This window comes from Micromonospora sp., from assembly GCF_048594385.1.
Classification (GTDB): domain Bacteria; phylum Actinomycetota; class Actinomycetes; order Mycobacteriales; family Micromonosporaceae; genus Micromonospora; species Micromonospora wenchangensis.
Genome location: NZ_JBMDWU010000553.1, coordinates 1 through 14,637, shown reverse-complemented (window position 1 = coordinate 14,637; position 14,637 = coordinate 1). Strand labels below are relative to the sequence as shown.

Genomic DNA, 14,637 nt, shown 5'->3' with positions numbered 1-14,637 from the left:
TGGTGCCCCCGCCCCTCAGAGCGGGTCGGGGGCGGTCCGGATGACGGTGCCCTGGGAGCGGCCGAGCAGTTCGTACCAGCCGGCGGTCAACGCCGCCCGGTAGCCCTCGGCGGCCTCACCGTGCCTGTCGAAGTGGCGGTGCTCCAGCTCGACGCGGGTCCGCCCGGACTCGTCCGGCAGGAACAGCACCTCCACCTCGCTGGCCCGCGCCGGATCGGGCACCGGCACCCGGTCGGGGCCGAGCTGCCAGGTGAACACGAGCCGCCGCGGCGGGTCCCAGGTGAGCACCCGCCCCCAGTCGCCCCGGAAGCCGTACGGGCCGATCTCGTAGAGCATGCCGCCGGCCCGGGGTTCCATCCCCAGCTCGGCCAGCGCCGCCGGCCCGGACCAGGTGTACTCACGGACCCACCAGTCGGCCAGCGAACCGGTGAAGACCGCGAACGCCTGCTCCGCCGGGGCGGGGACGAGGAGGGTGCAGCGCAGCGAGTACCGGTCGACGTCCTGATGGACGCCCTCCGGATCTGGCTTCTGCTGTCCCATAGGCCCGGACCATACCGGCTGGGGGTGCGCTGCGCAGCGCCATCTACCGGCTCATTCCGGTCAGTGGGCAGCGAGGCTCCTGGATGTCCCGGGATGGGCGGTCCACGGCGGTGATCGATGCCGGGCAGGCCCGGATACACGAAAACGGTGACCGCGTTTCCGCAGGTCACCGCTCTCTGTAGCCCGGCGAAAGGCTATGTGGCCAGGGGCGGGGTCGAACCGCCGACCTTCCGATTTTCAGTCGGACGCTCGTACCAACTGAGCTACCTGGCCTGGTACTCCGGGACATGGTACCCGGAGGGCGGGGTCTCCGCCGACAGGGTGCCGCGTCCCGATACGCAGAACGCCGCGCATTGGTACACGCGGCGTCGGCGCTGGCGGTCCTGACGGGACTTGAACCCGCGACCTCCGCCTTGACAGGGCGGCGAGCACTCCAACTGCTCCACAGGACCTTGCTCTGTTGCCTCCGGCTGGGCCGGATCGTGCCCCCAACGGGATTCGAACCCGTGCTACCGCCTTGAAAGGGCGGCGTCCTGGGCCGCTAGACGATGAGGGCGGCCCCGCCATCATTGCACACTCGCAACTTCAAGCGGACTTGCTCCCATCCGGCCCCGCCGGAGGCATGAGAAGCATATGCCATGCCCCGGCGGTCGACCAAACCGGTATGCCCACCGGGTTGCGGCCCGGCAAAATAGCAGGTCAGCGAGGTGGAGCGATGCCGAAACGGCGCTTGAGGTCGCCGATGACCTGCGGAACGGCGCTCAGGGTGCGGCTCCGGTCACCCCCGCCGTCGTGCATCAGCACCACCGCACCGGGGCGGGAGGCACTCTTGATCCGTCCGGAGATCACCCCGGACGTGGGCTTCGCCCAGTCCTGGGGGTCGACGGTCCAGTGCAGCGACCGCATGCCGAGTTCCTTGGCGACCTGCACCACCTCCGGGGTCCACCGGCCACCGGGCTGCCGGTAGAACGGCACCTTCGCGCCCGGGACCGCCTTGGTGATGGCCTGGTTGGTGCGCACCAGGTCGGCCCGGATGTCGGCGACCGGCCGGCGGCCCAGGTCGACGTCGTGGTGCCAGCTGTGGTTGCAGAGCTGGTGCCCCTCCCGGACGATCCGGGCCACCAGCTCCGGGTGCTTGCGCACCTGGGTGCCGACCACGCAGAACGTCGCCTTGACCTTGTTCGCCCGGAGCTGGTTGAGCACCCGGGGCGTCCAGGTCGGGTCGGGGCCGTCGTCGAAGGTCAACGCCACGGCGCGTACCCCGGTCGCCTTGCGCAGCCCGGCGGGCAGCGTCTTGGGCTTCGGCCGGAGCCGGGGCTTCGGCTTGGTGGTGGGCACCGGCCTCGGCGACGGGGTGTGGGCCGGCTCCGGTGCGGTGGTGGTCGGGGCGGGCGCCGCTGCCGGCCGGACGTTCCGGTGCTGGTCGCCGCAGCCGGCGACCAGCAGGAGCAGGCCGAGGGCGACCGCCAGAACGGGGCGTGAACGCATCGTCACTCCGGGGGATGGGGTACGCGGACGGCCCCGACGGTAGTTCACGAAAGCGAAATGTGTCAGGTCCGGTCGGCCCCCGTCGACTGGTCCAGCGAGTCCCGTACGGCCAGCGCGAGCGAGACCGCCTCGGCCAGGTCGACCGGGCGGACCACCCCGGCGGGCAGCGTGTCGGCCCGCCAGCCCGGCCCGGCGGCGAGCACCAGCAGCGGCCGGCGGGGCACCGCGAGCAGTGCGGACAGCTGCGCCGGGTCGGCGGTCGGCCGGGTGTGCGACCAGACCACCACGGCCGCCGGCCCGGTCCGGTTGACCGCCTCGACGAGCGCCGCCGCCGGCACCCGGGCCCCGAGCATCCGGTAGCTCACCCCCGCCTCGGCCAGCGCCGCGGCGAGCGCCTCCAGCGGCAGGGTGTGCTGCTCCTCGTCGGCGCAGGAGAGCAGGATGCGGGCCGGCCCGGTGGGCCGGCCGGCCCGGGCGACCGCCGCGAACGCCTCGGAGACGCACCGGGACACCAGGTGTTCCACGTCGATCAGGCCGGCGGTGGCGACGTGCCGTTCCCCGATGCCGGCCAGCACCGGCCGCAGCAGCCCCTCCCAGGTGGCGACGACCCCGTCGGTGGCCAGGGCGTCCGAGATAGTGTCGCTGATCACCGCCGAGTCCAGCCGCATGGCGGCGCGGGCCAGTCCCCGGGCGGCCGGACCGGCCCGGCCGACCGGGATGGTCTGCCCGCCGCCGTCGCGCCCGGCGCCCGCCCGCAGCCGGGAGGCGACCCCGGGACCGGGGACGACGGGACTCTGCTTCGCCCAGCGGGCCGCCTCCGCCGGGGTGACCCCCTCGGCGGTGAGCTTGCGCATGATCTCCAGGCGGGCCAGATCGGCGGGCGTGTAGCGCCGGTGGTGGCCCGGGACGTGCTGGCTGGGGCCGAGGCCGTAGCGCTGGTGCCAGGTGCGCAGCGTGGTGACCGCCACACCCAGCCGGCGTGCCACGGCCCCCGCGCTCAGCGGCTCATCGACCACCCGACCGCTCCGACGCGTGGTCCACCCGGTGGCCGGACGGGGTGGTGGGGGCGGCACGGGGACCGCCGGTGGGGGCGTCGGGACCGGTCGGGTGGAGCAGCCGGCTCACCACCCCGCCGAGCCAGGGGGAGTACGTGCGCGGGTCGGCGTCGATCTGGGCCATCAACCGGGTCGGGTCGGCCCAGCGCAGCTCGGCCACCTCGTCCGGGTCGGGCCCGAGGGGGAGGTCGGCCGGCACGTCGGCCCGGAGCACGTGGTCGTACTCGAACTCGACCCGACCGGTGGCCGGGTCCTCGGCGTAGTAGAGGTAGACGCCGACCTCGGTCAACGACACCGGCCCGGTGCCCAACTCCTCGGCGAGCCGGCGGTTCGCCGCCTCGGCCAGGGACTCGCCCGGCAGCGGGTGCCCGCAGCAGGAGTTGGCCCAGCGCAGCGGGAACCGGGTCTTGACCGCGGCCCGTTGTTGCAGGAGCACCCGGCCGTCCGGGTCGACCAGCAGCACAGAGAAGGCCCGGTGCAGCCGCCCGGGCGCCTGGTGGGCGGCGGCGACGGTGGCCTCGCCGAGCACCTGGCCGGTGTCGTCGACCAGCTCGACGAGGTGGCCCTCCCGGGATTTCACGCGGTCACCGACCCGCGCCGGTGATGCGGTTGGCGGCCAGCTTGCCGGAGATCAGCACCATCGGCACGCCCACGCCGGGCTGGGTGCCGGAACCGGTGAAGACGACGTTGGGCAGGCTGCGGTGCAGGTTGGACGGGCGGAACGGCCCGGTCTGGAAGAGGCTGTGCGCGGCGGCGAACGGCGTACCGGCGGCCATTCCCTGCTCCTCCCACTCGGCGGGGGTGATCGTACGCAACACCTCGATGCCGGCGCCGAACCCGACGTACCCGCGTTCCTCCAGCGTGGCGACGAGCTGGTCGGCGTAGCGCCGGCTCAGGTCACCCCGCCAGTCGAACGGGGCCCGGTCGAGGTTGGGCACCGGGGCCAGCACGTAGTAGGTGTGCCGGCCGGCCGGGGCGACCGACGGGTCGGTCCGGCTCGGGTTGGTGACCAGCAGCGACGGGTCGGTCATCAGCTCACCGCGCCCGATCACCTCGTCGAAGGTGCCCTTCCAGGACCGTCCGAAGTGGATGTTGTGATGAGCGATCTTCCCATACCCCTGCGTCGATCCGACGTGCAGGACGACGCAGGACGGCGAGTAGGTCAGCTTCCGCTGCCGACCCTCGGGCAGCAGGTCGCGGTCGGCGACCGGCAGGTCCGGGTTGAGCACCACCACGTCGGCCGGGATCAGCTCGCCGTCGGCGGTGACCACGCCGGTGGCCCGGCCGTTGGCGGTCTCCACCCGGGCGACCGTGGTGTCGTACCGGATCTGGACGCCGTGCTTCTCGGCCGCGCCGGCCATCCCCTTGGAGACCGCGTGGATGCCGCCGCGCGGGAAGTAGACCCCGGCCACCGAGTCGAGGTACGCGATGACGCTGTAGATGGCCAGCGCGTCGTGCGGCGCGAGCCCGGCGTACATCGCCTGGAAGGAGAAGATCCGCTGGGTGCGCGGGTCGGAGAAGAACTGGTTGATCTTGGTTTGGAGGCGGCGGAACGCCCCGTTCGCCAGCAGCTTCAGCAGGTTGCCGGTGAGCAGGTCGGTCGGGGCGTCCAGGTTGCGGTCGATGAAGTCGGCCCGCTCCCAGTTCCACAGGTTGCGGGCGTAGTCGACGAACCGCAGGTAGCCGTCGGCCTCGCGCGGGCCGCAGACCCGGGAGATCTCGGCCGCCATCCGGGCGGTGTCGGTGATCACGTCCAGCGTGGAGCCGTCCGGGTAGTAGGCCCGGTAGGCGGGGTCCAGCGGGGTCAGGTCGAGCCAGTCGTGCAGCTCCTCGCCGACCGCTCCCAGCGCCTCGGCGATCAGGTCGGGCATGGTGAGCACGGTGGGACCGGTGTCGAACTCGTACCCGTCGACGCTGAGCCGGCCGGCCCGACCGCCCGGCACCGGTTCGCGTTCCAGCACGGTCACCTGCCGGCCGCTGCCGACCAGGTGCAGCGCGCACGCCAGCCCGCCCAGGCCAGCGCCCACGACCACCACCCGGTCCGTACGTCCCGTCACGGTCCGCACGCGACCACCTCCTTCACGAAGTTGCCCATCAAGCCCGCCGCGTGGTGGCGGCGGTGGCGAGACCGGTCAGCGCGGTGCGCGCGGTCTCGTCGATCGACGCGGTCTCCAGCGCGGCCAGCGCGTCGGCGACCCGGTCGGAGATCATGTGTTCCACCCGGGCGACCGCCCCGGTGTCGGCGACGAGGTCGGCCAGCCGGGCCAGCTCCCGGACGGAGGTGGGGTTGCCGGACCGCTCCAACGCGCGCCGCTGGCCGCCGGTGGCGAGTTGCCGGGCGAGCATCAACAGCGTGGTCGGCTTGCCGGTACGCAGGTCGTCGCCGGCCGGCTTGCCGGTGGTGGCCGGGTCGCCGTAGACGCCGAGCAGGTCGTCGCGGAGCTGGAACGCCTCACCGACCGCCAGCCCGTACCGGGTGTACGCGGCGATCAGCGGCGCGTCGGCGTCGGTGCCGGCCAGACAGGCGCCGAAGAGCAGGGGACGCTGCACCGTGTAGCTGGCGGTCTTGTAGCGGGCCACCCGCAGCGCCCGGTCCACCGACCAGTTCGCCGCGTCGTTCTCGCCGAGCACGTCGAGGTACTGCCCGGCGATGGTCTCGACCCGCATCTGGTCGTAGCAGCGCCGCACCTCCATGAGCCGGGACGGCGGCAGGGCGGCGTGGGCGAGTAGCCGGTCGGCCCAGACCAGGCAGAGGTCGCCGATGAGGACGGCGACCGACTCGCCGAACCGGTGCGGGTCACCGGTGTGGCCGGCGGTGACGTGCCGCTCGGCGGCGGCCCGGTGCGCGGTGGGCAGGCCGCGCCGGGTGTCGGAGGCGTCCATCACGTCGTCGTGCACCAGGGCGAAGGTGTGCAGGAGTTCCAGTGCGGCGAGCGCGGGCAGCACCGTGGGCAACGGCTCGTCGCCGCCCACCACCCCCCGCCATCCCCAGTAGGCGAAGGTCGGGCGGACCCGCTTGCCGCCGGCCAGCACGCAGTCGCGTGCCGTCGCGGCGAAACCGCCCATCGCTGCGTCGATCTCGGTCAGTGCGTCGACCTCCCGGGCGAGGAACGCCGACAACGTCTCGTCGACCCCGTTGACCAGGTCACGGGCGTAAGCGGCCAGTACGCCGCGGACCGGATCGTCCGTCGCTCCCGGCTGTTCCGGTGCGACGCGGAGCGCATTACCCGCAACTGCGTCGTTGGCCATGTGGGGGAGCGTACCCTAGGGTTACGAGTTGCGTCGATTGCTGCGTCGAATCCGAGGAGGCCCGGGTGGACACCGATCTCACCGCTGCCTACGCCCGCTCCCAGGAGCTGCACAAACATCACGGCCGCACCTACTATCTCGCCACCCGGCTGCTGCCCGCATGGAAACGGCGGCACGTGCACGCCCTGTACGGATTCACCCGCTACGCCGACGAGATCGTCGACCGCACCGAGGACCTGCCACCCGCCGAACGCGCAGCTCGCCTGGACGCCTGGGGTGCCCGCTTCGTCGCCGGACTGCACGGCGAACCGGTCGACGACCCGCTGCTGCCGGCGGTGCTGCACACCATCGCCGTGTTCGACCTGGACCGCGCCGACTTCGCGTCGTTCCTGCGCAGCATGGCGATGGACCTGACCGTCATGGCCTACCCGACCTACGACGACCTGCTCGACTACATGGAGGGCTCGGCGGCGGTCATCGGCACCATGATGCTGCCCATCCTCGGCAGCTCCGACCCGGTCGCCGCCCGCGAGCCGGCCCGGCAGCTCGGATTCGCCTTCCAGCTCACCAACTTCATCCGGGACGTCGCCGAGGACCTCGACCGGGGCCGCACCTACCTGCCCGACGAGGACCTGGCCAAGTTCAACGTCACCCGCGAGGACCTGCTCGCCGCGCGGGCCGCCGGCCGCAGCACCGACCGCATCCGTGACCTCGTCGAGTACGAGGTGACCCGCGCCCAGGCCCACTACGCCGCCGCCGCGCCGGGCATCACCCTGCTCGCCCCCGCCTCCCAGGCGTGCATGCGCACCGCCTACGCCCTCTACGGCGGCATCCTCGACGAGGTCGCCGCCCAGGACTACGACGTGTTCGCCCAGCGGGCCGTGGTGCCCCAGCGGCGACGGCTCGCGGTGGCGGCGAAGGCGCTGCTCACCCGTACCGGCACCCCGGTCGTGGTGCCCGGCCCGGCGGTGTCGTGAGCGGCCGTACGGCGGTCGTGCTGTTCACCCGCGACCTGCGGGTGCACGACCACCCGGCCCTGGCGACGGCCTGCGCCGCGTTCGACCGGGTGGTGCCGCTGTACGTCCTCGACCCGGCGCTGGCCGGCCACTCGCCCAACCGCAACCGTTTCCTGCACCAGTGCCTCGCCGAACTGCGGGACACCCTGCGCACCCTCGGCGGGGACCTGGTGATCCGCCGGGGCGACCCGGTGGCCGAGACGATCCGGCTCGCCCGCGAGGTCGACGCCGAGGGGATCGGACTGTCCGCCGACGTCAGCCGCTACGCCCACCGCCGGGACCGGCGACTGCGCGCCGAGTGCGACAGGCACCGGCTGTTCCTGCGGCTGTTCCCCGGGGTGACCGTCGTCGAACCGGGGGAGCTGCGACCCGGCGGCGGCGACCACTACCGGGTGTTCACCCCGTACCACCGGGTCTGGTCGGGGGCGCGGTGGCGGGAGGAACTGGCCGCGCCCCGGCGGGTCACGCTGCCCGCCGGGATCGCCGTCGGTCGGCTGCCGGCGGCACCGCAGGGGGAGTCGCCGGACGCCGCGGTCGGCGGCGAGTCCGTCGGGCGGCGCCGGCTCACGCAGTGGTTGCCCACCCTTTCCCGGTACGACGACATCCACGACGACCTGGCCGCCGACGAGACCTCCCGACTCAGCCCGTACCTGCGGTTCGGCTGCCTGTCCCCGCTGACGGTGGCGAACCGGGCCGACGACCGGGGGCACCCGTTCGTCAGGCAGCTCTGCTGGCGGGACTTCTACCACCAGGTCACCGCCGCCTTCCCGGAGATCGCGGCGAAGGCGTACCGGCGCGGGGCCACCGAGGACTGGCGGTACGACGCGGCGGCACTGGACGCCTGGACCGACGGCCGCACCGGGATGCCGATCGTGGACGCCGGCATGCGCCAACTGCACGCCGAGGGCTGGATGCACAACCGGGCCCGGCTGATCACCGCCGGCTACCTGACCAAGGTGCTCGGCCTCGACTGGCGGCCCGGCCTCGCGGTCTTCTCCCGCTGGCTGCTCGACGGCGACGTGCCCGACAACTCCGGCAACTGGCAGTGGGTGGCCGGCACCGGCAACGACAGCCGCCCCTACCGGGGACTCAACCCCGTCCGCCAGGCCGAACGCTACGACCCCGACGGCGCGTACGTGCGCCGCTGGGTGCCGGAGCTGGCGACGGTCGCCGGCAAGGCCGTGCACCAGCCGTGGCGGCTGCCCACCGAGGTCCGTCGCACCCTCGACTACCCGCCGCCGCTGGAGGTGCCCGGCGCCGACCCGGTCTGGCTGCGCTGACGCGGTCCGGCTTGCGCTGGCCCGGTCCGGCTTGCGCTGGCCCGGCCCGGCTTGCGTTGACCCGGTCCGGCTGCGCTGGCCCGGCCGGGCGCACTTGGGCGGGAATTCCGGGGTGGAGCGGTGGCCGGCGGCGGGGCCGTGCGGAATGCTGGCGGGATGGCAGAGCCGGAACTGGTGGACGTGGTCGTGGTCGGGCTCGGCGTGGGCGGCGAGGAGGTGGCCGGGCGGCTCGCCGAGGCCGGCCTGAGCGTCGTCGGCGTCGAACGGGACCTGGTCGGCGGGGAGTGCCCGTACTGGGGCTGCATCCCCAGCAAGATGATGATCCGGGCGGCGAACGCCCTGGCCGAGGCCCGTCGGGTCGACGGGCTGGCCGGATCGGCGCAGGTCAGGGCCGACTGGGCGGCGGTGGCGAAACGCATCCGGGAGGAGGCCACCGACGACTGGAACGACCGGGCCGCCGTGGACCGGTTCACCGGCAAGGGCGGCCGGTTCCTGCGCGGCAGCGGGCGGCTGGACGGCCCCGGCCGGGTCCGGGTCGGTGACCAGGTGTTCCAGGCCCGGCACGGCATCGTCCTCGGCACCGGAACCCGCCCCTCGATCGCACCGATCGACGGGCTGGCCGACACCCCGTACTGGACGAACCACCAGGCGATCGAGGCGGCGGAGCTGCCGGCGAGCCTGCTGGTCCTCGGTGGTGGGGCGATCGGGGCGGAACTGGCGCAGGTCTTCGCCCGGTTCGGGGTCCGGGTGACCGTGCTGGAGGCGTCCGGCCGGATCCTCGCCCTGGAGGAACCGGAGTCGTCCGAGGTGGCCGCCGCCGCGTTGCGCGCCGACGGGGTGGAGATCGCCACCGACGTCCGGGCCGAGCGGATCGACCACGACGGCGACGCGTTCACCGTGCACGCCGGTGACCGGTCGTTCAGCGCCGACCAGCTCCTGGTGGTCACCGGCCGCCGGGCCCACCTGGACGAGCTGGGGCTGGACACCGTCGGGATCGACGCCGGGCAGCGCTACCTGCCGGTGGACGACCGGATGCACGTCACCGACGGGATCTGGGCGGTCGGGGACGTCACCGGCGAGGGCGCGTTCACCCACATCGCCATGTACCAGGCGTCGATCGTGGTCGCCGACGTGCTCGACCGGGTCCGGCGGGCCGAGGCCGGCCCCGACGCCAGCGGCACCGCCAGCGTGGTCGGTGGCGCGATGGGCGCGGCCAGTGCCGTCGGAGGGGCGATGGGCGCGGCCGGCCCCAGTGGTGCCGCCGGCACCGTGCCCCGGGCCGACTACCGGGCACTGCCCCGGGTCACCTTCACCGACCCCGAGGTGGGCGCGGTCGGGCTCACCGAACGGCAGGCCCGCGAGCGGGGCATCAACGTGCAGGTCGGGTTCACCGAGCTGTCGTCGTCCACCCGGGGCTGGATCCACAAGAGCGAGCCGGGCGGCTTCATCAAGGTGATCGCCGACGCCGACCAGGGGGTGCTGATCGGTGCGACCTCGGTCGGCCCGGCCGGCGGCGAGGTGCTCTCGGCGCTGGTGGTGGCGGTACACGCGGCCGTACCGGTCAGCCAGCTCCGGCACATGATCTACGCGTACCCGACGTTCCACCGGGCCATCCAGAGCGCCCTGGACGACCTGAGCTGAGCCACCGCGCCGCCCGGCTCCGGCCGGGCGGCGCGTGCCGCCGGTCGGGTCGGGTCACTCGCCGTGGCGGCCGGGATCGGGTGACTCGCCGTGGCGGCCTGCGCCGGCGGCGAACCGGGCCGCGCCGGCCGGCGCGTCGGACGCGAGCGAGTCCATCCCGTAGGCGAGTTCGGTGGCGAGCGCCTCCGGCTCGGGCAGGTCGGCCCCGGCCAGCACCGACGCCCGGTCGTTGCGCAGGCAGGTCTGCGGGTGCCGGGCGATCTCGGCGGCCAGCCGCTCGGCCGCCGCCCGCGCCTCACCCGGCGCGACCACCCGGTTGACCAACCCCATCGCGTACGCCTCGTCGGCGGGCACCGGACGCCCGGTGAGGATCAGGTCCATCGCCCGGCTCTGGCCGATCAGCCGGGGCAGCCGTACGGTGCCACCGTCGATCAGCGGCACCCCCCAGCGTCGGCAGAACACCCCGAGCACCGCGTCCGACTCGGCGACCCGCAGATCGCACCAGAGCGCCAACTCCAGGCCGCCCGCCACCGCGTACCCGGAGATCGCCGCGATGACCGGCTTGGACAGTGCCATCCGGGTCGGACCCATCGGGCCGTCGCCGTCGGGCTCGACCCGGTTGCCGCTGGGCGTGCCGATGGCCTTGAGGTCGGCACCCGAGCAGAATGTGCCGCCCGCACCCCAGAGCACCGCGACCCGGGCCTCGGGGTCGGCCTCGAACGCGCGGAACGCGTCGGCGAGCGCCCGCGCGGTCGGCCCGTCGACGGCGTTGCGGGACGCCGCCCGGTCGAGGATCACCGTGGTCACCGCCCCGTCCCGGACAACATGCACCGCCATCCCCCCAGCATCCCGCACGCGCCGCGCCCGTGGGGCGTGGCGCTGGCGGGGGATGGCGCTGGTGGGGCGATGTTGCGGTGTCCCGGGGCGCTGATGCCGCTGTCGGGACTCCGTTGAGTGGATCTTCGTGGCCGAAACGACGCATGCGCGACGCCGGTGGCGGGATGTTGCGGGGTCGATGGTGTCGCCTGGGCGCTGTCGGGTCGATCGGGGCGGGAACCCGGATTGGTGCCGGTCGCCCGGTTTGCGACCCGGTCAGGCGGGAAGTCGGACGGGGTGCGAGCGTTGATGACGAAACTCGAACAGGCCACCGCGCTGGACCGTACCGGCGACCGGTTGCAGCGTGCCGTCCAGGCGACCCTGCGCCCGCAGCGGGTACGCGACCTGCTGCACGGCGTCTTCCTGGGCCATCCGCTGCACCCGGCGATGGTGCAGGTGCCGGTGGGGGCCTGGATCAGCGCCGCGGTGGTCGACCTGCTCCCCGGGCAGCGTCGGGCGGCCACCACCCTGGTCGCGCTGGGCACCGTGAGCGCGGTTCCCGCCGCCGTGGCCGGGCTCAACGACTGGGCGGAACTCTCCCGGGACCAGCGTCGGGTGGGGCTGGTGCACGCCGCCGCCAACACCGTCGGCCTGACCCTCTACGCCGGCTCCCTCGCGGCCCGGTTGACCGGCCGGCACGGCGTCGGACGGGCCCTGGCCTACCTGGGGCTGGGCGCGGCGAGCGCCGGGGCGTACCTCGGCGGGCACCTGGCGTACAAGCAGGGGGCGCAGGTCAGCCAGAGCGTCTCCGAGCTGCACCGGATGGGCGACGGGTGGCGGCCGGTGGCCGACCTGGCCGGGCTGCCGCAGCGCACGTTGGTGACCCGTGAGGTGGACGACGTCTCGGTGATCCTCTACCGGCACGGCGACGAGGTCACCGTCATGCTGGAGCGCTGCCCGCACCAGAGCGGCCCGCTCGGCGAGGGCGAGGTGCAGGAGATCGACGGGCACGCCTGTGTGGTCTGCCCCTGGCACGGCTCGGCGTTCCGGCTCAACGGCGGCGAGGTCGTCCACGGCCCGTCCGCCACCGACCAGCAGATCCTCCCCACCCGCGTGGTAGACGGCACCCTCCAAACCCGCCTCCCCTAACCCCCCAAACCCCGCCCCCGCCTCCACACCCCCGCTCTCGCTTTTGGAGGTCGATCAAGAGGTTTGCGTCAAAGTCGATCTCCAACCTGACGCAAACCTCTTGATCACCGGGGCGACCCCGCTGGGGCGGGCTAGCCGGAGCGGGCGGACGGCGGCGGGGCGGAGCGGGTGGGGGTGGGACAGGGGTCAGTCGCGGCGGTGGCGGCCGGTCACCAGGTCCCGGGCGGCGGAGGCGCGGCTGCCCATCGAGCGGCCCGGGGTGCGACCGGTGGTGGACATCCGGGCCGCGGCGATCCGGGCGGCCGAGGTACGGCCGGCGGTCACCCGGACGGGGCGGCGACGCAGGCCGAGCACCGCACCGATCTGCGCGCCGACGATGCTCGCCACGGCCAGTACCGCCGATACGGCCAGCGGCCTGTTGATCGGGTCGTCCGGGGTGCCCCGGGACGCCCCGGCGGCCATCGCCGGTGGTACGCCGACCGGCCGCTCGGCGGGCGGTTGGGCGGTCTGCGGGGTGGCCGTCTGCGGGGTGGCGGGCCCGATCTTCCCCGGCTTCGGGGTGGCCGGACCGGTCGGCTTCGCGGCGGCGGGTCTGGTCGGCTTGCCCGGCGTGGAAGGCGCACCCTGGTGCTGCGGGTCGGCCTGGCCGCCGGGGGTGGTGGCGGGCGGGCGCGGCGACGGCTTGCGGGGCGTACCCGGGACGAGGTGGCCGCTGGCGTGCCGCCGGGCACCGGTGTCGTCGGCCTCGGCGGGGAGCCGGATGAGCTGGCCCGGCCTGATCCGGTCGGCGTCGCGCAGGTCGTTGAGCCGGGCCACCTCGGGGTAGCGGTCGAAGTCGTCCAGGTAGCGTTCGGCCACCTCGCCCAGGTAGTCGCCCCGGGCCACCCGGTAGACCGGCTTCGTGGCCGGCTTCTCGGCACCGGGGACGGGGCCGAGACCGGTACCGGGGGCGGCACCGAGGGCGGCACCACCGATGCCGGCGCTGGGGGCGGCCCCCAGGCCGGTACGCGAGGCGTCCAGCGTCGTCGCCACCCCGGTGCCGGCGGCGGCCGGCATCGGCTGGGTCAGCGTCACGGCCGCGCTCGCCGCCGGACTGGCCGCGATGATCAGCGCGACCGAACCCAGCAGGGCCGCCGCCGCCCGCTGCTGCCGGCGCATACCGGGCAGCCGGGGTGTCTGCCGGCGGGTCACCTGGGCGCCGATCTCCACCAGCACCGAGAAGGCGAACGTCGCCCAGCCGAACCAGCCCACCAGCGCGAGCGCCCGGATGAAGAGCTGACCGTCGTCCCGGCTGGTCAGCACGGTGCCGACCTCGCTGAGGGTGGGCAGGTGGTCGGGCAGCGGGTTGCCGGCGAAGGCGAGCAGCGCCACCGGTGCGCCGACCAGCAACGCCACCAGGACCACCAGCGACCCGAAGCCGGTGAGCAACTGGCCGGTTCGTCGGGCGGTGGAACCACGCGGTGTGGTCATGCTGCCCTCCTTCCTACGGTCTGCCGGTGCGGGGGCACCGGGTGCGTGGGCCGACGGGTCCGTCGGGCCAGCGGGTTCATGGTCGGTCGGTGAGGGTGCGGGCGGTCGCCTCGCCGGCCACGGTGACGGTGCGGTCCATGCCGATCAGGCCGAGCAGGTGCCGGCGGTAGACGACGGTGACGCGTACCCGGATCTGCTTCTCGCCGGCCACCACCGGGAAGCTGACCTGCTGGCCGGTCACGTCGGAGTTGCCCCGCAGGTACTGCGTGACGGCCGCGCGGGCACCCGGCTCGTCGATCACCTTGGGTCGGCCCTCGATCGCGGCGGCCCGGTCGATCACCTGGCCGCCGCTGCGGGCCGCCTCGGCGGCCAGGTCGTCGGCGCGTTGCAGGGTACGCAGCTGACCCGCGCCGTCGTACGCGACACCGATGACCGCCAGCACGCCGATCATGGCAACGGCCAGGAACAGGCTGATCCGGCCCTCGTCACCGATGGGGCGGGCGGTCACTGCCGGCTCCGGTAACGGTCGAGCGGGGAGCCGAACGTCGCCTCGACCCGCTTGTCGCCCATCGGCAGCCCGGGGAAGCGCATCCCGGCGAAGGAGACCGTGCAGCTCACCCGTACCCAGACGCTCGCCGGCTCGCCGAGCTGGGTGCGGAACGCCGCGCCCAGCGACGTGTGGTCGGAGTTGCGGGTGGAACCCCAGACCGTGACCTGGGGTGCGCTGGCGCAGTTGAGGCCCCGCCAGTCGAGCTGCCGGCGGGCGGCCGACCGCGCGGCGCTCTCCGCCGCGCCGGCGTCGCGGGCGATCGAGGCGGCCCGCGCGGCGTCGTGGGCCGCCGCCTCCACCGCCTCGTCGGCGACCGCGACCCGGCCGGCCACCCCGGCCAGCATCAGCAGCGCCAGGAACGCCGGGGCCAGCACCGCCACCTC

Annotated in this window: 14 protein-coding genes and 3 tRNA genes; 4 read left to right on the top strand and 13 right to left on the bottom strand. The window is 74.2% G+C overall.

The features are described 5' to 3' along the window. Positions 1 to 15 precede the first annotated feature (15 nt). The 9 genes from ACOJTC_RS29370 to ACOJTC_RS29330 form a co-directional block, all read right to left on the bottom strand. Positions 16 to 540 carry an SRPBCC family protein gene (locus ACOJTC_RS29370; RefSeq protein ID WP_420119314.1) on the bottom strand — a complete coding sequence of 175 codons (525 nt, stop codon included), beginning with the start codon at positions 538 to 540 and terminating at the stop codon, positions 16 to 18. Between the two features lie 199 nt (positions 541 to 739). Beyond that, positions 740 to 813 (bottom strand) — tRNA-Phe (locus ACOJTC_RS29365). 102 nt (positions 814 to 915) lie between these two features. Further along, a tRNA-Asp gene (locus tag ACOJTC_RS29360) sits at positions 916 to 992 on the bottom strand. Between the two features lie 31 nt (positions 993 to 1,023). Further along, a tRNA-Glu gene (locus ACOJTC_RS29355) sits at positions 1,024 to 1,096 on the bottom strand. Between the two features lie 143 nt (positions 1,097 to 1,239). After that, entirely contained in the window at positions 1,240 to 2,028 is a 789-nt protein-coding gene (locus ACOJTC_RS29350; RefSeq protein WP_204928424.1) for a polysaccharide deacetylase family protein, read from the bottom strand. Positions 2,029 to 2,090: 62 nt separating this feature from the next. Next, the gene (locus ACOJTC_RS29345; protein ID WP_420119313.1) at positions 2,091 to 3,044 is read right to left on the bottom strand and encodes a MerR family transcriptional regulator; all 954 of its coding nucleotides are present in this window, start codon (positions 3,042 to 3,044) and stop codon (positions 2,091 to 2,093) included. Then, positions 3,034 to 3,663, bottom strand: a complete 630-nt coding sequence (idi, locus tag ACOJTC_RS29340; protein ID WP_420119312.1) for an isopentenyl-diphosphate Delta-isomerase — start codon at positions 3,661 to 3,663, stop codon at positions 3,034 to 3,036. The genes ACOJTC_RS29345 and idi overlap by 11 nt, the downstream gene beginning before the upstream one ends. 4 nt (positions 3,664 to 3,667) lie before the next feature. After that, positions 3,668 to 5,149 carry a phytoene desaturase family protein gene (gene crtI, locus ACOJTC_RS29335; RefSeq protein WP_420119311.1) on the bottom strand — a complete coding sequence of 494 codons (1,482 nt, stop codon included), beginning with the start codon at positions 5,147 to 5,149 and terminating at the stop codon, positions 3,668 to 3,670. Positions 5,150 to 5,177: 28 nt separating this feature from the next. Next, positions 5,178 to 6,332, bottom strand: coding sequence for a polyprenyl synthetase family protein (locus ACOJTC_RS29330; RefSeq protein ID WP_204928420.1), 1,155 nt, complete (start codon positions 6,330 to 6,332; stop codon positions 5,178 to 5,180). 65 nt (positions 6,333 to 6,397) lie between these two features. On the opposite strand from ACOJTC_RS29330, the gene ACOJTC_RS29325 reads away from it, so the two are divergent. The 3 genes from ACOJTC_RS29325 (at position 6,398) to ACOJTC_RS29315 (ending at position 10,269) form a co-directional block, all read left to right on the top strand. Beyond that, positions 6,398 to 7,309, top strand: coding sequence for a phytoene/squalene synthase family protein (locus ACOJTC_RS29325; RefSeq protein WP_204928419.1), 912 nt, complete (start codon positions 6,398 to 6,400; stop codon positions 7,307 to 7,309). Next, on the top strand, positions 7,306 to 8,628 hold the full coding sequence (locus ACOJTC_RS29320; protein WP_420119310.1) for a cryptochrome/photolyase family protein: 1,323 nt from the start codon (positions 7,306 to 7,308) through the stop codon (positions 8,626 to 8,628). Before ACOJTC_RS29325 ends, ACOJTC_RS29320 begins: the two co-directional genes overlap by 4 nt. 156 nt (positions 8,629 to 8,784) lie before the next feature. Next, positions 8,785 to 10,269 (top strand): dihydrolipoyl dehydrogenase family protein, encoded by a 1,485-nt coding sequence (locus tag ACOJTC_RS29315; protein WP_420119309.1) that lies wholly within the window; start codon positions 8,785 to 8,787, stop codon positions 10,267 to 10,269. 54 nt (positions 10,270 to 10,323) lie between these two features. Here the strand turns inward: ACOJTC_RS29315 and ACOJTC_RS29310 are convergent, their stop codons facing one another. Further along, a complete protein-coding gene (locus tag ACOJTC_RS29310) occupies positions 10,324 to 11,106 on the bottom strand; it encodes a crotonase/enoyl-CoA hydratase family protein (RefSeq protein ID WP_420119308.1) in 783 nt (260 codons plus the stop codon). Positions 11,107 to 11,394: 288 nt separating this feature from the next. Between ACOJTC_RS29310 and ACOJTC_RS29305 the strand changes: the two genes are divergently transcribed. Continuing rightward, positions 11,395 to 12,234 carry a Rieske 2Fe-2S domain-containing protein gene (locus ACOJTC_RS29305; RefSeq protein WP_363649940.1) on the top strand — a complete coding sequence of 280 codons (840 nt, stop codon included), beginning with the start codon at positions 11,395 to 11,397 and terminating at the stop codon, positions 12,232 to 12,234. Positions 12,235 to 12,420: 186 nt separating this feature from the next. Here ACOJTC_RS29305 and ACOJTC_RS29300 read toward each other — a convergent pair whose 3' ends face one another. From ACOJTC_RS29300 to ACOJTC_RS29290, 3 genes are all read right to left on the bottom strand, one after another. After that, positions 12,421 to 13,704, bottom strand: a complete 1,284-nt coding sequence (locus tag ACOJTC_RS29300; RefSeq protein ID WP_420119307.1) for a LysM peptidoglycan-binding domain-containing protein — start codon at positions 13,702 to 13,704, stop codon at positions 12,421 to 12,423. Between the two features lie 76 nt (positions 13,705 to 13,780). Next, positions 13,781 to 14,155 carry a hypothetical protein gene (locus tag ACOJTC_RS29295; RefSeq protein ID WP_088642087.1) on the bottom strand — a complete coding sequence of 125 codons (375 nt, stop codon included), beginning with the start codon at positions 14,153 to 14,155 and terminating at the stop codon, positions 13,781 to 13,783. A gap of 53 nt (positions 14,156 to 14,208) precedes the next feature. Beyond that, positions 14,209 to 14,637 (bottom strand): TadE/TadG family type IV pilus assembly protein (locus tag ACOJTC_RS29290; RefSeq protein ID WP_420119306.1); only part of this gene is annotated, 429 nt, incomplete at its 5' end.